Below are 19,522 nucleotides of genomic sequence, written 5' to 3' on the forward strand. Positions count from 1 at the left end.
AAAAGCCTCCCACTGTGGAGGCTTTTCTTTATGCAGACGGCATCCCGCCATCTTCAAGCTTTTGATCAATCAGAGACGTATCGGTTTTTTCACCGAACCATTTTGACAGCCTGTCCTTCGCTTTTCCTTTCACATCATCATCAATGTACATCGCTACTTGGAGCAGAGCAAATGTGATCGCTCCTAAATCATCTGTATAGCCGACACCAATTAATGTATCAGGAATAAGGTCAATTGGAAGGATAAAGTATCCGAGCGCCCCAATAATAAGGGTCTTCGCTTTGACAGGTACTTCAGGTTTTTGCAATGTATAGTAAAGTAATAGCACAGCATAGACAAGAGAGACACCCGCTTTTTGTGCCGTCTTTTTTAACTTTTCCCAAAAGGCATGATCATTAAAATACTTTTTCGAACGCTTTAATAGTTCTTTTTTCTCAGAATGATTCATCATATCGCCTCCATTTACAGCATAGCCCTTTTCCCTTCTTTATACAAGATATCCTCCGATTCGACAAACAAAAAGCAGCAGAAAGCTGCTGCATTCTACTGCTCTTTGTAAAACTTTTCGATTGCCTTATCGATGTACACCCATCCTTTATAAGACACGTGAATCGTATCTTTAAAGAAGTAAGGATCGTACTCATGCTTAGTCAAATCTGCGACTTCATACCCGTTATTGCGTATTTGACGATTGATTTTCTCATAATACTCTGTACGTCCCTCTTTTGGAAAACCGGTATAATCATACCATTTTCCGTTGACAGGAATCGTCACAAACAAAGGCTTTGCCCCTGCCTGCTTTAAAATATCCAGCATGATTTGAAAATCTTTGTATTCTGGTGATTCCGCATAAGAGTGGTCTTCACGAGAATCCTTCATCTTTTTCATAATCGGTTTCAGCTTACGCTCAAACAGTTTTTGATTAATATAAAACGGGTTATCCCCTGCTTTTTTCGCACCTAAGACACTTGCTTCTTTTTCAAGCTCAGTCCATGTTTTTCCTTTGACTGAAGGAGACGGTTTAAGGTTACGTTCATGCCCCGATCCAATTGTATAGTACATGTCTTTCTTTTGAAGCATGCCATAATACATTTTGGCAATAGGGGAAATCGCGCCATAAGCGAATTTGTTCCCAGAAAGCTCTGCTTTAAAAAGCTCTGTGATGACCATGTCGTTCTTTACTGCTTTAAACGTCATGATTCTCTTAATCAGTTCTTTTTTCACAGTTGGATCAATTTCTTTATTATAAGCGAGATTCAGTGCTTGAAGCGCTGAATAGTTCGGTGCAAAGTGATTCTCGTCTGATCCCCACTTTACAAACCACTGCGGGGACACGATAAATACAAGCTTCTTCCCTTTTAATTCATCCATATGAGCAGCAAAGTTCATCGCATGAATTAATGATTGAGATCCACCTTTTCCAATAAGATAAGGTGTAAACCCTTGAGGATTCTCATGAAAGAAATTCGAAGGGTGATATGGATCAAAACGTGATAGTTCAGAAGATCCATAGATCGGCAAATAAGTTGGATCTTTTAGCATTTCATCTTGTAAATATAGCCCTTGGAACATCCCCGGATCTAATTCTGTGGCTGACTTTTGTAATTTGTCTTTTGGGATCAGATGTGAGAGCCATGCATTTGGTACAAGAAGAACACCAATGAATAGAACAGCCGCTAAAATAAGCGGCCCAAAAAAACGCTTTTTCATTACTTCATCTCTGCCAGCTGCTCAGCAATGTGATTCGGTGTATCCCACACATCACGATCAAATTCTGTAATCGGAACAGTAATTCCAAGTTGACTTTCGATTGCCATAAGCAGTTCTACTGTACCAAATGAATCTAGAAGACCTTCGTCAAAAATTGCAATCTCTGGATTTTCTTTCACAACGTCGTCCTGACAAACCTCTGCAATAATACCGTATACTTGATTTTTAAATTCCATAATTTTCTACTCCCTTAATAATTAATGATGAAATGGTTTTCCTGAAAAAATATAAAATCCGAAACAAATCACATGGAATGTAATAATGATCGACACAACCATTGTGACCTTGTTATCCGGCCACCACTTGTGTTTTTTATTCCATTTCTCAAATAGATTGTAACCGGACATCACAACTGCGTGATATAGTCCGTAAATAATATATTGAAGGGCGAGACCATGCCAAGCACCCATCAATAGAAAGAGGACAAAGTACCCAATATTTGATACAGCCATACGGTTCTTGATCCACTTCTTTTTTGTCATAAAGAACACAAATCTCATAAACACGTAGTCTCTGAACCAGAAGGACAGGGACATGTGCCAGCGATTCCAGAAGTCTTTAATATTCCGGCTTATAAACGGTTTGTTAAAGTTTTCTGGTGATTTGATGCCCATGATATAACTCACACCAACAGCGAATGCTGTATAACCAGCAAAGTCAAAGAACAAATACATACTGTACGCATACATATACGTTAACTGTTGAACAAAGTGACTGCTGCTAATGTGATGAATATTCATCAGAATATACGTGTGAATTAGATAACCAATAATGAACTTATATAAGAAGCCGATAAAAATTTTATGAATACCGGCGTATAGAAGATCACTGTACGCTTCCTTTTCAGGCGGTGTATCCATATCCTTTTCAAACCGGCGGTAACGATCAATCGGACCTGATGAAATCGTCGGAAAAAAGACAATGAAATAGACCAAACGGTGAATCGGAATTTTCTTCTTAATCAAGCCATCTCTTGTCTCGATAACTAACTGAACACCTTTAAATGTTAAGTACGAGATCCCTAAAAAGCTCAGCCAGTTCATTGGCGGCGGTTGATGTGGCTGATGAGTTAAAAAGAACGGTAAAACCTTTGAGAGTACAAGTGGCAAAATCGATGCCACCACTGCCATATAGAAGACAGACGCCCTGTTCGCTTTCAACCGGTACGAAAGGTACAGGCGGATGATCAAGACTTGCCACACTGTAAACAAGAAGAGTAGCAGTGCGCCATGTGCATCCTTTGAGAAAATAAGAGCAAGTGCCACAACCGTTGCAAACATGTTGTAGCCCTGCATTCGTTTGCCGCGCAGTCCAAGTATGATCGTCGGCAAAAGAAGAACACCAATTAGAATGAAGAAAAAGAATGAACTAAACGGAATCATAGAAGAACCTCTTTCGCGATTCTTTTACGGTCAACCTTCCCGTTTGGCGTCATGTATAGCTGCTCAAGATAGACAAACTTTCTTGGAATCATGTACGCAGGCAGTGAATCCGCCATTTCTTTCTTAATTGCACTTGTCAGCTGATATTCTTTTTCAAAAGAATGCACTGCTGGAACAATGGCTGCAATCAAGTACTCCACATGACCGTTAGGCTGGAACGGCACAATCACACAAGCATTGACATGCGTTGTCTCGCTCACATGATATTCAATTTCTTCAAGCTCCATCCGGTATCCGTGCAGCTTAATTTGATAGTCCAGACGACCGTGGCACGTAATCAAACCATCCTGCGCCACACCTGCATCACCTGTGCGATAAGCAGGGCGCCCTTCGTATTCAAAGAACACTTTATCCGTTAAGGCTTGTTCACCTAAGTAGCCTCTCGTGACGCTTGGCCCCACGATGACAATTTCTCCTTTTTCACCATCCGGAAGGTTCTTACCTTCTTCATCTAAAATGACGATATCTGTATCCGGTTTCGCATAGCCGACTGGTAAAGAATCGTGCTGATCAACAATGGCCTGCGTGACTTCAATCGATGTGATCGCAACAGTTGCTTCAGTCGGACCATACGTATTAAAGACCTGCGCCTTTGGAAAACGCTCAAGGAGTGCACTTGCTACAGATACAGGAAGTGCCTCTCCGCAGAACAAGAAGACTTTCAGCTCTGGTAAAAGCTCTCCTGTAAAGGAAGGGTCCATCAAGCACATTTGCACAAAGGAAGGTGTTGATGTCCACACTTCAACGTCAGATTGACCAAGTGCTGCAAACATATCCTTCGGCTTATTCACTAGGTCTTTTACTAAACAGTATAGCGTGCCGCCTGATTGAAGCGCTGGATACAAATCCATCACTGATAAGTCAAAAGAAAATGGTGCTTGATTTAAGAACGTGCGTCCCTCGCCAATTGGAAAGTCTCGGCACATCCATTCTGTAAAGCTTTCTAAATTATTGGCTGTTACCTGAACGCCTTTCGGTTTTCCGGTACTGCCAGACGTATAAATGATGTAAAAAACATCACCTTGTTGAACCCACTGCGAGGATGGCGGTGCTTCTTTTTCAAGAGCTAAAAGCGATGCCGCACTTTTCACTTCAATGTGCTCTTCGACATCTAGTACATTCTGCTCATTTGCACAAATCAACAGACTGGCTTTTGAGCTTTCAATAATTGAGACGATGCGCTCTGCAGGGATTGAAATGTCGACCGGAATGTATGGCCTACCTGATTTCACACTGCCTAAGAAAGAAATCAGCATCTCTGGCTCCATATGACCATATACAATGACAGGTTCACTGCCAGTTGCGACAGCATCGATCGCACCAGCCATTTGGTCTGATAATTGCCAAAGCTCATCATATGTGATCGAAGCATGTTGAGAAACAAATGCTGGCTGTGTTGGTTTCGTTTGTTGGTATTCATGAATCGTGTGTAATAGTTTCATAGTTTAATCTCCAATTAAAAATCGTTGTAAATGAATGATCCCGTATTTGCTGTATGGAATCCGTAAATAAAGAACAATAATAGCAAAATAAGTAAGTAAAAGCTTGTATATCCTATCCATTTTACAGACTTATTTTCTGATAGCTTTTTGAATAGCATATTGATAACCTCTTTTCTTTTGACACTTATAGAGACGCATGAATCATTAAAAGAGTTTCATGTCAAAACATAAAAATTTTAAGAAATCATGAAAAAAGATGTCGAATCGATAAACCTGTCTCTAGGCAAAGCTGTCTTATTGTAACAAAGATTTAATGTATTTGAAATGAAATTCGATCTTAAATTTGCCTTAAAATTGCTGAAAGCTGTCGAATAAACGCAAAAGCCACCTAGTTTGCCTAGATGGCTTTGATTTCGATTACTTCTTATATTTATTGATTTCGAACATGAGAATGTTTTTGAACACCACATAATCCTTCTTACTTTCAAAGGGACCTTTATTGTTGTCATGTTCATCAATCTCATAAAACCCTGGTCCTTCTCCGGAATCGCGCTTTTTGTACCAAGAGAGGAATGCGTTGACTTCTTTCATTGAAAGGTCATACTCTTTCTGTAAGCCATTGACCATTGTGATGATGAGAAGGGCATCGCCGTCTTCATTTGTTGCATCGTCTTTAGGCGGTGTTGTCGGTTCTGAGTCTTTGTCGCCTGGGGTTTCGGTTTCAGTGTTTTTAAGACTCTTTAAAGAGATAGATAAATTAGATTTGAAATTTGCTCTAGCGTTAGTAGGGGCACTTGAACTTTGTTCAACTCCTCCAATTACATAGAGTGTATCATCAACAAGTGCTGATACATGTCCCATTCGATAAGGTGCAGAAGTGTTGGGTATAGTATTCGATTTCTGAGTTTCAATATCGATGAGTGTAACTCTAGAAATTCCACCTGTTCTTATAATATAGTTTTCATACATGACTGCAGAATAATAAGGAGCAATGGCTCCTCCACCGATTCCTTTCCATTGATCTACCAGAGGATCATATTCAAAAATCTTTGTTCCTAATAACTCTGAACCAGTTAAGATGTAAAGTTTATTCTTCACAACCACTGCATTTCCAGCAGTGGCAGTAAAACCAAATTTTTTCTTTTTGGTCCATTCTTTTGTTTTCAAATCATAACTATAGGTATTGTTGTATCTATCTGCCTTTAATGCACTATCGTATCCAACTACATAGATCTTCCCATCCATGGCACCTGCATATAAATTGTAAGCAGATACCTTTCTTTCAAACGGAAGCTCTACTGAATCTTCCCAAGTATCCATTTTGATATTATAAACTTCTACGCTATTTGTTAATCCTTGTTCTGTTCTCCCCCCCATTACATATATACGATCATCGACAATTACACTGGCAGCACCCATGCGGCCTGTCTTCATACCAGCTTTTTCTGACCATTTATCCAACTTCGGATCATATACATAAGTAGTATTAGAATATGCCTTACTTGGACCTGTTCCACCTATTACATAGATTTTCCCATCATATACTTCACTTACAGCTCCTACTCTTGCATCTGGAAGCTCTTCTCGTTTTTCCCATTCAAGCGTTTCTGCTTTTATTGATTGTAATGGATAACTTAATGCAGAAAATAATAAAATGAAGATAAAAAGCCATTTTTTCAAGATAACCACACTCCTTCAATTTGTTTACATAACAAATATCGGATAGTTATTTATTTTTTCATGTTTTTGTTACTTAATATATATTTATTATTTATTTACTTACTGTTTCCCCAATGCGTCTATAAATTTCTAAAATCAGACTTCCGCATTAGAATCATTTCATTTTCTTCTATTCCTCCATCAAAAAAACCCATGATTCATGAGTTTCTTCTCAGTCCATTATCAAAAAATCCGTCACAAAGCAAACAAGTTCCACGTTTTCATCCAGCCCCCAAAAGCCTGGATACATCCCGTTACCGAAGCCGGTTGTAAACATGGCAATTTCTACCTTGTCATGAAACGGGTGACGAGCCAGTCCCATGTGTGCTTGTAGTTTTGCTCAAGTGCCTCGCAAATAATTGATCACCTTCAGAACTGCTTTTGTTCTCTCCCTTTTCAAAAATGAAGTTTGTTGGTTCGATGTTATACAAGGGATCATTCCTTTCATTATTTTTCCGAGGCATTTGGGATTATGTATTTTTCTCTGTTCCCTTTTAATCCGTGAATAAAAAATCTTTAAAAAGACAAGCTTCATCTTTTCCCTTCTACTCTACAATTCTGAAATCCCCTCAAAGATTTCAATAAAAAGCCTCTTCATCTAGTGAAGAGGCTAGCAGTAAGTTAATTATTTTTCAGTAAGAACTCACATACAGTTGGCTGAATATGCTGTCTTTGAAGGCTCATTAATAAGTATTTGGTTTCGATATCAGAAGAAAATATTTTCTCCTTATAATGATCAAATTCTTTTCTTGTCGGTACTTCGTTTTTCATGACTTCCTCAACAGAAATCCCAACCGCTTTCAATTTTTCATTTGTGGATGTTTTCTTGATTTCCAGAGACTCTTCATCCCCATTTAAACGATTAGAGAAAATCCCCAAAATTTCAACGATAGCATCTACTTGCTCTTTTCTCAAATTATGATCCAAAGCAAACATGAAAAATGGATGATCATCTCCGTCAATGATTGTCTTAAGCAAATAATTTTGATACTTGAGGAGTTCTATCTCTCTTTCTAAATTCATCGTGTCACTTCCTTGTTAATTATGCAATAACGAACATAATCGCCCATGCAATTGACCGAGCAGAAGATGCTGGTATCCCCAATTCAAAGATCATGTAATTAATTAAGTTTGCTTCAATACTGTTTGAAACACTGTCAAGAAAATCGGCAATTTGTTTGGAATGCTTTTTAACATAATCTGCATTTTTCTTACTCAAAATCCCCAGAAGATCTCCTAATAGTTTGCCGCCATTCCTTAATGCATAGACTAAACCGTCTTTTTTCAATCCTTTTGTACTTAGTGTAGGATCATTTGCCACAGTATTATTAATTTGATTCGTTAATTCATTTTGAACTGTAGCATTTTGTAGAACGGTACTCTGCAATTCAACTTTGACTAGATTTTTTGCTTTTTTGTTCTCTGCTGCATACGTAGAAACTGGGGCTACAATTGAAAATAAAGTAGTCAATGCTAGTGTTCCTGCAATCATTTGTTTTTTCATTTAAAATTCTCCTAAAAAGCAGATGCATCCGCAAGAGTTTATTGGCCTATAAACAATATTAACAAATAAAGGAAATATTTTATACACTTTTTCTTATTTTTGAATAAAATTGGTATTTAAATCCTTATTTATTTAACAAAAGATAATCTTTATGACTCTTTTTGTTAAATTAAATAATCTATTATTCATACTACTTTTTATGTCTCTCATAAGGGGTATGAATCTAAAAGAAAAGAGATTTAATTAAAAACTCTTCCAATGGAAGGGTTTTTGATAAGAATATGAAATTCACATGTACTTATTCTAGAAGTACGTCTAAAGATAATATAGATACTTCATGTGAAGTTAGAAGAAATGCTTCACCCTTTAATTCAGTACAAAGATTTTATGTTGGCGGATCAAAAGGCAATAAATCTGAGAGTACCGACGTTTGGCTAGACAATAGTATGAAATATTCTATCTATGTAAACGTAGAGACTCATGCTTCTTCCAATGCATCAGTTACTGAAGTCATAAAAGATCGCTAAAATAGTTAACACCTATATGGCCTTCTTTGTCCAAACAATAGAGAAAAAAATAAAAAAAGCCAGAAACATTGTCTTATCAACGTTTCTGGCTTTTAACAGTTTTAAATCATATACGTCCCAGGAGAGATTCGAACTCCCGACCGACGCCTTAGAAGGGCGTTGCTCTATCCAGCTGAGCTACTGGGACATGTTGTTATGTAGTGTGCTATTGTGTATTACCTCAGCGACAATATTTATTATATTACTATTGTTCTTTAAAGTCAATGGTTTTTCGAAAGTTTTTTCATAAGGGGCACATGCTGCACCCTTATGAAATACCTTCCAATGTGACAGTGTTTTCGAGGTCTTGTATGGCCTCACCTTCGTCTGTGAAAAACTGTACGTTCGCTTCACTTCCATCTAGAGTCAGTATAGCATAGCTGCGCTCTTTGCGCACTCTTGGCAGGTGCACGCTGCCTGGGTTAATGAGCAGTTTTCCTCTTAGCAGCTCACTGCCTGGGATGTGTGAGTGACCAAAGCAGATGATGTCTGCGCCTAGCTCTTCTGCACGGTAGTAGACTTGAAGCAAGGATTGTTTGATGCCATGCAGATGTCCGTGAGTAAGAAATAGTTTTCCGCCTCCATCCAGTGGGAGCAGGAGCTCTTCTTCAAAATCGCCCATAAAGTCACAATTTCCTTTGACGACTTTGTATCCTTCGAGTGCTGGGTGGTTCGTTTCGAGTTCTGAATCTCCGCAGTGAATCATCATGCCGACTTCATCCGCGTGCCGTTTGGCAATCGTTTGAAGTTCGTCTGTGAGTCCATGACTATCACTAATGATGAGTATCTTCATGGCTTCATTCCCCCTTATTCATTTGCGTCTAGCAGTGATGAAAGCTTTTGAAGCGCGACCGCTCGATGGCTGATCTTGTTTTTCTCCTCTGGTGATAATTCGGCCATCGTCTGGTCTTTGTCTTTGACGATGAAAATCGGGTCATATCCGAAGCCATTTTCGCCGATTGGTTCCTCTGCGATAAAGCCTTCTACTGATCCTTCTACCGTTTTTGTTTCTTTGCCTGGTATGCTGACAGCCAAGGCACATCTGAACCTAGCTGTACGGTCTTCTTTTTCAATGCCTTGAAGTTCGCTCAGCACTTTTTCTACATTCTCAGCATCATTTTTATGCTCTCCAGCGTATCTCGCTGAATAGACGCCAGGTTTTCCGCCAAGATAATCAATCGATAAACCGGAATCGTCTGCAATGACCATTTCACCCGCTTTGGCTTGAATCGCCTCGGCTTTGATGACGGCATTTTCTTCGAAAGTATGTCCTGTTTCTTCAATTTCTTCAGTAAAGCCGATGTCTGCTAGTGTTTTGACCGTGAATCCTTTTGGCTCAAGAATGGCTTTGAATTCTTTCGCTTTGCCCGCATTGTGCGTTGCAATGATGGCTGTTTTCATCCTGATCAAACCCTTCTTTTTATTCGATGACTTCTCCTGTCACTGCTTTTTGCTTTTCAATTAGTTCTTTGATGCCCTTTTCGGCTAAATCAAGCAGTCCGTTTAGCTGTTCTCTTGAGAATGTCGCTTCTTCGCCTGTGCCTTGAAGTTCAACAAAACGTCCAGCGCCTGTCATGATGACATTCATATCTACTTCAGCTGAAGAATCTTCTTCATAATTTAAATCTAACAGAAGACCTTGCTGAGAATCAATTCCGACGGATATTGCCGCTAAATAATCAGTGATCGGGTTTTGTTTGATGACACCTTCTGCTCGGAGCTTTTGAATCGCAAGCGTCATGGCAACAAAAGCACCTGTAATGGATGCTGTGCGTGTGCCGCCGTCTGCTTGAATGACATCACAGTCAATCCAAATCGTGCGTTCGCCAAGCTTTTCTAAGTCAACGACTGCACGGAGTGCTCGTCCAATTAATCGCTGAATTTCCATTGTACGTCCTGTCACTTTGCCTTTAGATGATTCTCTAATGGTTCTTTGAGCGGTGGCTCTTGGAAGCATGCTATATTCTGCTGTAATCCAGCCTTTTCCTTCTCCTCTTAAAAAAGGAGGTACGCGGTCTTCGATGGATGCGTTACAAATCACCTTCGTATTGCCCGCTGAGATTAAGACAGAGCCTTCTGGATGCGTAATGTAGCCTGCCTCTATTTCAATTTTTCTTAATTCGTCATAGTGTCTTTCATCTAATCTCATGATTTACCTCCGTTACAATATACATTCCGCGCGTATGCCAGCGGGGTTCTTCTACTAACTTTGACAACCTCGGCTCGTTCTAATCGCTTGGAATAAAAAAGAGGCAGCGAATATGCATGCCTCTTTTTCTCCATTATATCAATGTGTGCCGTTAAAAACTACCTGTATTCACTTGTTCTGGTCTTGAAACTGGCTTTGTCAGCTCTGTTCCTTTTTCGTTCACAAGTTCAGCCTTGCCGTTTACCTTAACGGATACGCTTTTGACGTCCGGTAGCTCTGTTAATGTGAGCACAATGCTATCAAGAACTTTTTGTGAAATCACCTTTTTCTTTTCATCCGCGCTGCCGAAAATGGATTCGTTGAAATCAAGTGTCACATGTCCGTCTTTTACTTTCGGGATATCATTCAGCTTGACATCTTGATCAAAGTCTGTGAGCAAATGGCTTTTTTTGCTTGGTCCAGAGACGAGCTCATCAATGGCTGCTGTAATTTGATCATCCTCGTCTTTTGGCGCCCTTTTGGTCACAGGAACATAATACGTCTGTTCATCAGATTCAGCTAAGTAATAAACCGTCACTGGCTTTGTTGATGTCATATCAGCGGCAGCCTCGTGCTGAATATTTATCCCGTCTTCTCTGCTTAAATCATCTGAAATCGGTGTACCATTCACAGGCATTTCTTTTAGTTCATGACCATTCATTTTCAATTTGACTTTGGCGACAGAATCAAACTGTGTTAACGTCCAAGTGACAGATTGCAGGATGCGTTGTTCGTCTTCTTTTTTATAGTTTTTGAATTCATTTGAAAAATCCACTACGGCCGTTCCGTCTTTAATGTCGACAGATACGTTCGTGTCGGCCGGCAAAACAGCCCTGAATCCATTTGGCATGAGGTTCGAAATCGGTCCTCCGTCCACGAGATATTCAAGGGTTTGTTTTGCACTTCCTTCATTTTTCGGTAGTGGAATGGATTGAGAGACGACATACCCGTTTTTATCAATTAAATATAATTCTCTCATGACTGTATCTGCCTTCTTCTCTTCTTTTCCTTGTTTGGCTGTTTGTTTATCTTCTTTATTATCTTTCACATATGTGACGTTTTGTGGCGGGTCAATCTCTGTTTTCGCTTGGTCTGTTTGAAACAATCCGCATCCTGACAAAAGCATGGCTGACGCGATACACGTCACAGCTGCTGTAGATCCTTTTTTCAGCATACTTCACCCTCCTCTAGTAGTTTGTACTACTATGTATACGAGCTCCCTCTGCGGATTAGACCCTTTTCACAAAAAAATAACCCACCTCAAGAAGAAGCGGGTTATTGCTGATAGACGCGTTCGAGTGATACGGTTTCGACCTTCCCTGGAAGGTAGCCAAACCAGTCACGAGCGATGTTTTCAAAATTTCGCTGTTGGCCTGTTGTATAAAATGTATGAACAGGCGCTTCTTGAGAAGTGTTTAACAGTCCTTTATAGGAAAGAATTGTACTCGCTTCTCTAGCTGTCTCATCCCCTGATGAAATGATGCGCACATCACTGCCCATAAAGCGCTGAATTGACTCTTTTAAAATCGGATAGTGCGTGCAGCCAAGAATGAGTGTATCAATTCCTGTTTCTTTCATCGGTTCAAGGGAATCTTTCACCACTTCATCTGCTGTCTGATCTAAAAATGTACCGCTTTCCACAAATGGGACAAGCAGCGGACATGCCAAACTTTGAACCGCTAGTCCTGCTTTTAGGGATAGCAAAGCTTCTTTGTATGCCTCGCTTTTGATCGTATTGGCTGTACCAATGACACCAATTTGCTGATTGGTTGTCACCTTGATGGCTGTGCGAGCACCTGGCTGAATCACGCCAATGACCGGAATATCAAGCGTTGCTTTGATTTCATCTAGTGCGATCGCCGTCGCTGTGTTGCATGCGATGACGAGCATTTTAATATGGTGATGTCTTAATAAGTAGTGTGCCATTTCCCAAGTATATTGAAGAACCTCTTCTTCTTTCCGCGGACCATACGGGCACCGTTTTGTATCGCCTACGTAAATGATTTTTTCTTTTGGCAGTTGTCTCATGATTTCCTTTGCAACGGTTAAACCGCCGACGCCGGAATCAATGACGCCGATTGGTTGATCCAACAAAATCGCCTCATTTTCTTTTCATTTGCTGCTGTAGTTTCGTTAAGGATTGATTGAAAACGATGGCTTCTTCTTCTGAGAAAGCCCCTAGAAGTTCACTGACGTATTCTTGGCGTTTAACAATCACTTCTTGAATGATCCGCTCGCCTTCAGGCAATAAATGAATGCGAACCACGCGGCGGTCAGAAGGATCTTTTACTCGTTCGACAAGTTCACTTTTTTCCATTCGATCAATTAAGTCGGTGGTTGTACTGCAAGCCAAATACATCTTTTGTGATAGCTCACCTATTGTCATATCTCCGAATTCATAAAGCCACTGAAGCCCTACAAATTGAGGAGGTGTAATCGTATATTGATTCAGGATTTCTCTGCCTTTTTGCTTAATAATTGCCGCAATATGGCGCAATGATTTTTCAATCTCTGCTACATGGCCAGACTCATTCGTTTCCATTTCATTGATACCTCACTATAGCATCTCACTTTAATTAAAACGTACATTCCTATTTTCCTCGTTTTTCAGAGAAAATGCAAGAAGAGACTCATGGAACCATATAGAAATAACCGGTTCCTTCCTAGTGTGGAAGGAAAACCGGCTGACTTTAGAGCTCTAGCTCACCCATACGCAGAAGCTCGACTACGGCCTGTGAACGACCTTTGACTCCTAGCTTTTGCATGGCATTCGAAATGTGGTTCCGAACAGTCTTTTCGCTAATAAAAAGCTCGCTTGCAATTTCTTTTGTTGTTTTATCTTGGACGAGCAATTCGAATACTTCTCTTTCTCTTTTGGTTAATAGCGGCTTGGATTGAAACTCTTTCTCCTTCAAGTATTGTAACCCTCCTTGCTAAGGTGAGAGCTCTAGTCTCTATAGAATGGGATTCTGTATAGTCGAGATATCATATGCCGGTTGCCCGAGGTAGGTGACGTTAAAATCGAGAATTCCCGCATATGAGCGTCCATTTTGTGCGCTTTTATTCGCACAAAAAAGGACGAGCCTCTTAACCGAGACATCGTCCTTTTTATACACGTATTTAAAAGATAGAAATGGCACCTGTTAACAAAGCGATCAATGTTGTAAAAAGGGCAGTTAACACGGTCCATAGCAGGGCGTACCTTTGCAAATCGCCAATATCTTTGTTCAGCATACTGACAAGAAGAAGCGTTGAAGCCACAAGAGGGCTTAGCAAGTGGACAGGCTGTCCTATAATAGACGCGCGCGCAATTTCCACCGGATCAATCCCGTATGCAGCGCCGGCTTCAGCCAAAATTGGCAACACCCCGAAATAATAAGCATCATTTGAAAGAACAAAAGTAAATGGCATACTCGTTAAAGCGACTATGAGTGGAAAGAATGAGCTGTAGGAATCCGGAATCATGTAGATGACCAAGTTAGCAATAGACTCCACCATTTTTGTCCCTGAAAAAATGCCTGTGAAAATTCCAGCTGCAAACACAAGGGTAATGACCGTTAAGGCATTTCCGGCATGCGATAAAATTCTCTCGCGCTGATCTTCAACCTTTGGATAGTTGATCATGAGCGCGATGACAAACCCAATGAGAAAGAGAACTGGAATCGGTACGATATCTAACACAAGTGTCGCCATGACCGCCATCGTCAAGAAGAAGTTCACCCAAATGAGGTTTGGTCTCTTTATGTCTTCTACGCCATCTTCGATTGACGCTGCCAGCTCAGGGGAGATCTGAAACTCTTCTTTATACTGAATCTCTGCAACACCAATTCGCTTCCGCTCTTTTTTCCCAAGAACATAGGCAGTAAAAAGAATGAATAGACCGCCAGCTACCATCGTTGGAATTAATGGAATAAAAAATTCAGCTGCATCCAAGCCGAGCGCAGCAATTGCTCGAGTAGCTGGACCACCCCATGGGGTCATACCGCTCATAATCCCTAATGATAATAATGAAATTGTTCCTAAAATCAGCGGGTTCATCCCAATTCTTAAGAAAAGCGGCAGTAAGGCGGACACGGTTATCATGTATGTTGTCGTCCCATCACCATCTAATGCAACAAGCATAGACAAAATCGCTACCCCAAACGCAATTTTGACAGGATCTCCTTTCACAAGACGTAAAATGAGTTTAATCAGTGGATCAAACAGCCCTGCATCCAGCATGACACCGAAGAATAAAATCGCAAATAGCAATAAAGCGGCAGACGGTGCAACCGTTTTGAGTCCATCTAGCATCATATCCCCTAATCCACTGTAAAACCCACCAATCAATGCAAAGATGATCGGTACAACGGTTAACGCCACCACCGGATGCATTCGTTTTGTCATAATAAGAAATGTAAAAGTCACGACCATTAAGAGCCCTAAAATAGCTAGCACTATATATCCCTCCATCCTCTTCTTTACACGATCAACAAGCGCCCCTTTGCACTTGTGACCTGAATGTTAGCGCTTTCTATTTCAAGGATATAATAGCTTTTTTCATAATGAAAATATTGATTTTTTCGTATATTCTATAAATTATTTTTATAATCAGCCTTGCTGGCTTCTTAAAAATTCAACGAATGCTTTTACAACAGATAAATGAAGGGAGTCAGGCTGGTACATAAGCCATGTATCTCTTAAAACAGGCTGTCCATCTTTATACGAAAGACCTTTTACAAATAGCTCATCACTTGGCCTGAGGCAAATTTCTGGGACAATGGCATAGCCTAACCCGTGCTTGACCATCTCTTTTGATGTATCCTGTCGGTCTGTCTCCATCGTCACAAGCGGAGGCATGGCAAACGTTTCCTGCCACCATCTGTTAATCAATCGTTTTAATGAACTATCTGTATGATAATCAATGAGCGGCAGCTTCGGAAGGTCCTTTAGCTGAATTTCTGATTTTGAAATGATACAAAGCCGCTCTTTATCAAGTAAAAACCGCTCTCCATTCCAGTCATAATCCCCTCTTAAAATCCCTAAATGGACACTTGATGTGCCTAATAAATCCATGACTTTAGTGCTCCAGCCTGTATTGACCATAAATTGGACGTGTGGATACTGCTTAGAAAATTCTCTTAAAATTTCTGGGAGCTTATATTGAGCAAAGTTACTTGATACCCCTAACCGGATTGTTCCTTTGACCTTTTTTTGCATGTTGAGCATGCCATCTTTCGTTTGCTGGAGCTGCTTGAGCATGTCATTTGCGTATTTAGCCAAGTACTCGCCCTCTGACGTAAATTCAATCCCTCGTTTTCTTTTAAAGAAAAGCTTCATATCAAACTCCTCTTCAAGCTGCTTCAATCGATAACTTAAGGCAGGCTGAGAGACAAATAATTTTTCCGCTGCTTTTGTAATGTTCTTCTCTTCATATAGCACCTTTAAAAACCGCCAGTCTTTTTCATCCATTGTGTACCCTCCTTTTGTCCTTGTTATAAATAATTTTTATCAATTTCTCTTAAAATAATGTATTTAACTTATTTCTTATTATACTTTACCATTTTGATTAGATAAACAGTTCATTAAAAATTGAGGGTGAGAGCAATGAGAAAAGTTCCAATCACAATAATGCGAGGCGGTACAAGCAAAGGGGTATTCATTCAAGCAAACGATGCTCCCTATGAACACGATGAGCTCGAGGCATTTCTTTTAGACATTATGGGCAGTCCTGACCGGCTGCAGGTCGATGGGATCGGCGGCGGTAATTCTTTAACAAGCAAAGTAGCCATTATTGATAAAGCCACACGTCCAGATGTGGATGTGAACTATACGTTTGCACAAGTCAGCATCAACGAGAGATATGTCGACTTTAAAGGGAACTGCGGGAATATCTCATCAGCGGTTGGACCTTACGCCATCATTAAAGGGCTTGTTCAAGCGGTTGAGCCCATTACGACTGTACGTATCCTCAATACGAACACGAATAAAGTCATTGTAGCAGAGGTTGAGGTTGAAAACGGTGAAGTGAAATTTGAGGGAGATGTAGAAATTCCAGGAGTAAAAGGGACAGGATCTCCCATCTATCTATCATTTGAAAAACCTGAAGGTGCTGTGACAGGTAAAACCTTTCCTACAGGGAACCGCATGGATACGATTCAAACAAAATTCGGAGAAATTCCGATCTCGATCGTTGACATCGCAAATCCCATTGCCTTTGTCCGAGCGAAGGATCTTCATTTAAAAGGAACCGAATTGCCTGAGGAATTTACAGACGCATTACTGAATGATTTAGAAGAGATTCGTTCTATTGCTGCTGAAATGTGTCACTTTGCGCCAAAAGACATGGCAACATTACAGTCACCAGCTGTTCCGAAGCTTGCGATCATTAGTGAACCTGCTGATTATATCGATACAAACGGGGTGCTGAGACGAGCAGGCGATATGGATATCGTCGTACGCATGTTATCGATGCAAAGACCACACCAAGCGCTTGCCATTACCGGTTCTGTCTGCGTATCAGCCAGCTGTTTTATGGAACATACGCTTCCTGCACAGCTTTATGATGGACAGCATGATACGCTTCGAATTGGGCATCCTGCCGGGATTATGCAAACGGACATTGACGTGTCTCAAAACAGAGTCAAAGTCATTCGAACCGCAAGAGAAATTCTAGACGGGGTTGTCTTTACAAAACAAGATTATATTGTCCAGCCTCACATTAAAAGAGAAGCCTAAAGCAGACGAGAACATCGTCTGCTTTTTTTAATGTTGAAGCGGGGCATCAATATCTCCAGCAGAATGAGCTTTGATCTGTCCTTTATCATTTTTTAGCTGAAGATGACCAAAGCGGTTAACACCGCAGCAAATGCCTTCTTCCCATGTTTGTTTTTCACGATCTAACGAAATGCGAAGCGGCTTGTTGAGACGATATAACCGTTTATTATAAAGGGCATTGAGTGCTTCAAACCCTTCATTCTGCCAGCGTGAATGGTATTTTTCAAAAGCCGCTGCCAGGTCTTTCACTAGCTGATCAGCTTTCACCTCTGTCAGCTCTGATAAGCAAATGGTTTTGTACGGGACATGCTCCGGCTTCGTCTCTACATTGATGCCAACACCGATATAAATGGCGCTGCGGTCTGCTTCAATTAATGTGCCGGATACCTTTGCTTCATTAATGAGAATATCATTCGGCCATTTGATCGCCAGCTGATCCTCCGCTCTTATGAGTGGTTTCAGCACATCATAGATTGCTAGTGCTGTCAGCGGAGCGATTGTTGACTGAGTAGAAAGTTCTTCTGGCGGCATGACGGTCATGGTCACCGCCACATTCCCTAAAGGTGTTTCCCACGGCCTGCCGAGTCTGCCTCTTCCTTTTGTCTGCTGGTGTGCATAGACAGCAAATGAGGGCCTTTCTCCTTGCTGCATGAGCCTTTTCGCTTCATTATTTGTACTATCAATGGTGTCATATTGAAAAATCTTCATGTGTTCTCCTCTTGTTTCTTCTTGATATGGTGCTTTTATTATAACAAAATGAAGCGTGCACGTTGATAAGGCAGCATGCTACTCATTTCGTTGCGCCTGAAATGTCTCTTTTTCTTCTTCAGTAAATGGGACAGATGTGCCTGTATCTTTACTAATTTGCACCATGGTGACTGAGCCTGTAAAGCATGGCTCCTGCTGTTCATTTTCTCCTAAATAATGAAGAATGAGTGAGCTTGAGCCGACTTTCTCGGGCTTGACATACACACGAAGCCTCTCTCCAATCTCTACCTGCTTGATGTAATCACATTGCAGGTTAGCGACGACTGTCATGGTTTCTCTCACACGTTTCATTCGTTTATCAACAATTCCTGTTTTTTGAAAAAAAGCAATGCGCGCCTCTTCAAAATACACAAAAGGGGTGACATTGTTCATATGGCCAAACATATCCGTTTCTGAAAAACGAACGGTCGTTTCGACATAAAATCGAAAGGATGCCCTCCACTCTTCAAACGGTTCTTCAATATATGACGGCAATCTCACTTGATCATCTCCTTATTTGGAACAAAACGCCTCTCCCGTATCGGAAGAGGCGTTTGTTTAAATATTACATCAGGCCTCTCTTAAACACTCATCATGATTGGCAAAGAGGATTGAATGTGATGTTATTCTGCGTGATCGCTTCCGAAGAAGTTACGGAATGCTTGTAAAGTTGTATCTCGGTTAAGTGCAGCAATTGATGTTGTCAGCGGGATTCCTTTCGGACAAGACTGCACACAGTTTTGGGAGTTACCACAGTTCGCAAGACCACCATCCCCCATAATTTCTTCTAGCCGGTCAGACTTATTCATCGCACCTGTCGGATGTGCGTTAAATAGACGAACTTGCGAAAGCGGTGCAGGTCCCATAAAGGAAGACTTATCATTCACGTTTGGACAAGCTTCAAGGCAAACGCCACATGTCATACATTTCGAAAGCTCGTATGCCCATTGTCGTTTTTTCTCAGGCATTCTTGGTCCTGGACCAAGATCATACGTACCATCGATCGGTACCCATGCTTTCACCTTTTTCAAGGAATTGAACATCCGGCTTCTATCAACCTGCAAATCTCTCACAACCGGGAATGTCTTCATCGGCTGAAGACGAATCGGCTGGTCTAACTTGTCAATCAAGGCTGTACATGACTGGCGTGGCTTTCCATTAATGACCATAGAACAAGCTCCGCACACCTCTTCAAGACAGTTCATATCCCAGTTGATCGCCGTTGTTTTTTCCCCTTGTTTATTGACCGGGTTCCGTCTAATTTCCATAAGTGCAGAAATGACGTTCATATTTGGGCGGTAAGGGATTTCGAATTCTTCATCATAAGGCTTTCCATCTGCTGTATCTTGACGTGTGATTATGAATTGAATCTTGTTTTTTTCACTCAT

Annotated in this window: 23 protein-coding genes and 1 tRNA gene; 1 reads left to right on the forward strand and 23 read right to left on the reverse strand. The window is 40.8% G+C overall.

All coding sequences use genetic code 11. From position 1 onward, the window contains the following. Positions 1-28: 28 nt before the first annotated feature. The 20 genes from MHI35_RS12625 to MHI35_RS12715 form a co-directional block, all read right to left on the reverse strand. A complete protein-coding gene (locus MHI35_RS12625; RefSeq protein WP_211062924.1) occupies positions 29-448 on the reverse strand; it encodes a YkvA family protein in 420 nt (139 codons plus the stop codon). A 95-nt stretch (positions 449-543) separates the two neighbouring features. Further along, positions 544-1,710, reverse strand: coding sequence for a D-alanyl-lipoteichoic acid biosynthesis protein DltD (dltD, locus tag MHI35_RS12630; protein WP_211062923.1), 1,167 nt, complete (start codon positions 1,708-1,710; stop codon positions 544-546). Next, entirely contained in the window at positions 1,710-1,946 is a 237-nt protein-coding gene (gene dltC / locus MHI35_RS12635) for a D-alanine--poly(phosphoribitol) ligase subunit 2 (protein WP_003216498.1), read from the reverse strand. The genes dltD and dltC overlap by 1 nt, the downstream gene beginning before the upstream one ends. Before the next feature lie 21 nt (positions 1,947-1,967). Continuing rightward, complete coding sequence (gene dltB / locus MHI35_RS12640; protein ID WP_144520848.1) at positions 1,968-3,152, reverse strand: D-alanyl-lipoteichoic acid biosynthesis protein DltB; 1,185 nt, start codon at positions 3,150-3,152, stop codon at positions 1,968-1,970. After that, positions 3,149-4,654 (reverse strand): D-alanine--poly(phosphoribitol) ligase subunit DltA, encoded by a 1,506-nt coding sequence (gene dltA, locus MHI35_RS12645; protein WP_211062922.1) that lies wholly within the window; start codon positions 4,652-4,654, stop codon positions 3,149-3,151. The genes dltB and dltA overlap by 4 nt, the downstream gene beginning before the upstream one ends. Before the next feature lie 14 nt (positions 4,655-4,668). Further along, positions 4,669-4,818, reverse strand: a complete 150-nt coding sequence (locus MHI35_RS12650; protein ID WP_024427820.1) for a teichoic acid D-Ala incorporation-associated protein DltX — start codon at positions 4,816-4,818, stop codon at positions 4,669-4,671. A gap of 253 nt (positions 4,819-5,071) precedes the next feature. Next, on the reverse strand, positions 5,072-6,334 hold the full coding sequence (locus MHI35_RS12655) for a Kelch repeat-containing protein (RefSeq protein WP_144520852.1): 1,263 nt from the start codon (positions 6,332-6,334) through the stop codon (positions 5,072-5,074). A 211-nt stretch (positions 6,335-6,545) separates the two neighbouring features. Further along, entirely contained in the window at positions 6,546-6,695 is a 150-nt protein-coding gene (locus MHI35_RS18905) for a DUF4241 domain-containing protein (RefSeq protein WP_366560225.1), read from the reverse strand. A gap of 299 nt (positions 6,696-6,994) precedes the next feature. Next, positions 6,995-7,396 (reverse strand): DUF1878 family protein, encoded by a 402-nt coding sequence (locus tag MHI35_RS12660; RefSeq protein ID WP_335349004.1) that lies wholly within the window; start codon positions 7,394-7,396, stop codon positions 6,995-6,997. Between the two features lie 19 nt (positions 7,397-7,415). Continuing rightward, a complete protein-coding gene (locus MHI35_RS12665; RefSeq protein WP_144520858.1) occupies positions 7,416-7,877 on the reverse strand; it encodes a hypothetical protein in 462 nt (153 codons plus the stop codon). A 640-nt stretch (positions 7,878-8,517) separates the two neighbouring features. Next, positions 8,518-8,591, reverse strand: a tRNA-Arg gene (locus MHI35_RS12670). A 120-nt stretch (positions 8,592-8,711) separates the two neighbouring features. Continuing rightward, positions 8,712-9,236: a metallophosphoesterase gene (locus MHI35_RS12675; protein WP_335349003.1), complete on the reverse strand. Its 525-nt coding sequence runs from the start codon at positions 9,234-9,236 to the stop codon at positions 8,712-8,714. A 14-nt stretch (positions 9,237-9,250) separates the two neighbouring features. Further along, on the reverse strand, positions 9,251-9,853 hold the full coding sequence (locus MHI35_RS12680; RefSeq protein WP_186319547.1) for an XTP/dITP diphosphatase: 603 nt from the start codon (positions 9,851-9,853) through the stop codon (positions 9,251-9,253). A 10-nt stretch (positions 9,854-9,863) separates the two neighbouring features. After that, positions 9,864-10,592, reverse strand: coding sequence for a ribonuclease PH (rph, locus tag MHI35_RS12685; protein WP_058014504.1), 729 nt, complete (start codon positions 10,590-10,592; stop codon positions 9,864-9,866). A gap of 151 nt (positions 10,593-10,743) precedes the next feature. After that, positions 10,744-11,805 carry a GerMN domain-containing protein gene (locus MHI35_RS12690; RefSeq protein WP_211062918.1) on the reverse strand — a complete coding sequence of 354 codons (1,062 nt, stop codon included), beginning with the start codon at positions 11,803-11,805 and terminating at the stop codon, positions 10,744-10,746. 101 nt (positions 11,806-11,906) lie between these two features. Next, positions 11,907-12,725, reverse strand: a complete 819-nt coding sequence (gene racE / locus MHI35_RS12695; protein WP_335349002.1) for a glutamate racemase — start codon at positions 12,723-12,725, stop codon at positions 11,907-11,909. 7 nt (positions 12,726-12,732) lie between these two features. Further along, positions 12,733-13,173, reverse strand: coding sequence for a MarR family winged helix-turn-helix transcriptional regulator (locus tag MHI35_RS12700; RefSeq protein ID WP_007501606.1), 441 nt, complete (start codon positions 13,171-13,173; stop codon positions 12,733-12,735). Between the two features lie 148 nt (positions 13,174-13,321). Further along, a complete protein-coding gene (gene gerE / locus MHI35_RS12705) occupies positions 13,322-13,546 on the reverse strand; it encodes a spore germination transcription factor GerE (protein WP_003184172.1) in 225 nt (74 codons plus the stop codon). Between the two features lie 205 nt (positions 13,547-13,751). After that, positions 13,752-15,068, reverse strand: a complete 1,317-nt coding sequence (locus tag MHI35_RS12710) for a CitMHS family transporter (protein WP_211062916.1) — start codon at positions 15,066-15,068, stop codon at positions 13,752-13,754. Between the two features lie 153 nt (positions 15,069-15,221). Then, the gene (locus MHI35_RS12715) at positions 15,222-16,082 is read right to left on the reverse strand and encodes a LysR family transcriptional regulator (RefSeq protein WP_211062915.1); all 861 of its coding nucleotides are present in this window, start codon (positions 16,080-16,082) and stop codon (positions 15,222-15,224) included. 135 nt (positions 16,083-16,217) lie between these two features. Here MHI35_RS12715 and MHI35_RS12720 point away from each other — a divergent pair, with 135 nt between their 5' ends. Next, positions 16,218-17,348: a 2-methylaconitate cis-trans isomerase PrpF family protein gene (locus MHI35_RS12720; protein WP_335349001.1), complete on the forward strand. Its 1,131-nt coding sequence runs from the start codon at positions 16,218-16,220 to the stop codon at positions 17,346-17,348. A gap of 27 nt (positions 17,349-17,375) precedes the next feature. Here the strand turns inward: MHI35_RS12720 and MHI35_RS12725 are convergent, their stop codons facing one another. From MHI35_RS12725 to sdhB, 3 genes are all read right to left on the reverse strand, one after another. Further along, positions 17,376-18,095, reverse strand: coding sequence for a biotin--[acetyl-CoA-carboxylase] ligase (locus MHI35_RS12725; protein WP_144520872.1), 720 nt, complete (start codon positions 18,093-18,095; stop codon positions 17,376-17,378). A 78-nt stretch (positions 18,096-18,173) separates the two neighbouring features. After that, entirely contained in the window at positions 18,174-18,635 is a 462-nt protein-coding gene (locus tag MHI35_RS12730; protein WP_044139955.1) for an acyl-CoA thioesterase, read from the reverse strand. A 122-nt stretch (positions 18,636-18,757) separates the two neighbouring features. Continuing rightward, positions 18,758-19,522 carry a succinate dehydrogenase iron-sulfur subunit gene (gene sdhB / locus MHI35_RS12735; protein ID WP_335349000.1) on the reverse strand — a complete coding sequence of 255 codons (765 nt, stop codon included), beginning with the start codon at positions 19,520-19,522 and terminating at the stop codon, positions 18,758-18,760.

The organism is Bacillus sp. FSL K6-3459 (assembly GCF_038003305.1).
In the GTDB taxonomy this organism is placed as follows: Bacteria; Bacillota; Bacilli; order Bacillales; family Bacillaceae; genus Bacillus; species Bacillus pumilus_O.

Excerpts from the sequence above, each read along its gene's own strand:
- MHI35_RS12625 (WP_211062924.1), bottom strand. The coding sequence starts at position 448 with ATGAATCATTCTGAGAAAAAAGAACTATTAAAGCGTTCGAAAAAGTAT.
- dltD (WP_211062923.1), bottom strand. The coding sequence starts at position 1,710 with ATGAAAAAGCGTTTTTTTGGGCCGCTTATTTTAGCGGCTGTTCTATTC.
- dltC (WP_003216498.1), bottom strand. The coding sequence starts at position 1,946 with ATGGAATTTAAAAATCAAGTATACGGTATTATTGCAGAGGTTTGTCAG.
- dltB (WP_144520848.1), bottom strand. The coding sequence starts at position 3,152 with ATGATTCCGTTTAGTTCATTCTTTTTCTTCATTCTAATTGGTGTTCTT.
- dltA (WP_211062922.1), bottom strand. The coding sequence starts at position 4,654 with ATGAAACTATTACACACGATTCATGAATACCAACAAACGAAACCAACA.
- MHI35_RS18905 (WP_366560225.1), bottom strand. The coding sequence starts at position 6,695 with ATGGGACTGGCTCGTCACCCGTTTCATGACAAGGTAGAAATTGCCATG.
- MHI35_RS12660 (WP_335349004.1), bottom strand. The coding sequence starts at position 7,396 with ATGAATTTAGAAAGAGAGATAGAACTCCTCAAGTATCAAAATTATTTG.
- MHI35_RS12665 (WP_144520858.1), bottom strand. The coding sequence starts at position 7,877 with ATGAAAAAACAAATGATTGCAGGAACACTAGCATTGACTACTTTATTT.
- MHI35_RS12675 (WP_335349003.1), bottom strand. The coding sequence starts at position 9,236 with ATGAAGATACTCATCATTAGTGATAGTCATGGACTCACAGACGAACTT.
- rph (WP_058014504.1), bottom strand. The coding sequence starts at position 10,592 with ATGAGATTAGATGAAAGACACTATGACGAATTAAGAAAAATTGAAATA.
- MHI35_RS12690 (WP_211062918.1), bottom strand. The coding sequence starts at position 11,805 with ATGCTGAAAAAAGGATCTACAGCAGCTGTGACGTGTATCGCGTCAGCC.
- MHI35_RS12700 (WP_007501606.1), bottom strand. The coding sequence starts at position 13,173 with ATGGAAACGAATGAGTCTGGCCATGTAGCAGAGATTGAAAAATCATTG.
- MHI35_RS12715 (WP_211062915.1), bottom strand. The coding sequence starts at position 16,082 with ATGGATGAAAAAGACTGGCGGTTTTTAAAGGTGCTATATGAAGAGAAG.
- MHI35_RS12720 (WP_335349001.1), top strand. The coding sequence starts at position 16,218 with ATGAGAAAAGTTCCAATCACAATAATGCGAGGCGGTACAAGCAAAGGG.
- MHI35_RS12725 (WP_144520872.1), bottom strand. The coding sequence starts at position 18,095 with ATGAAGATTTTTCAATATGACACCATTGATAGTACAAATAATGAAGCG.
- sdhB (WP_335349000.1), bottom strand. The coding sequence starts at position 19,522 with ATGAGTGAAAAAAACAAGATTCAATTCATAATCACACGTCAAGATACA.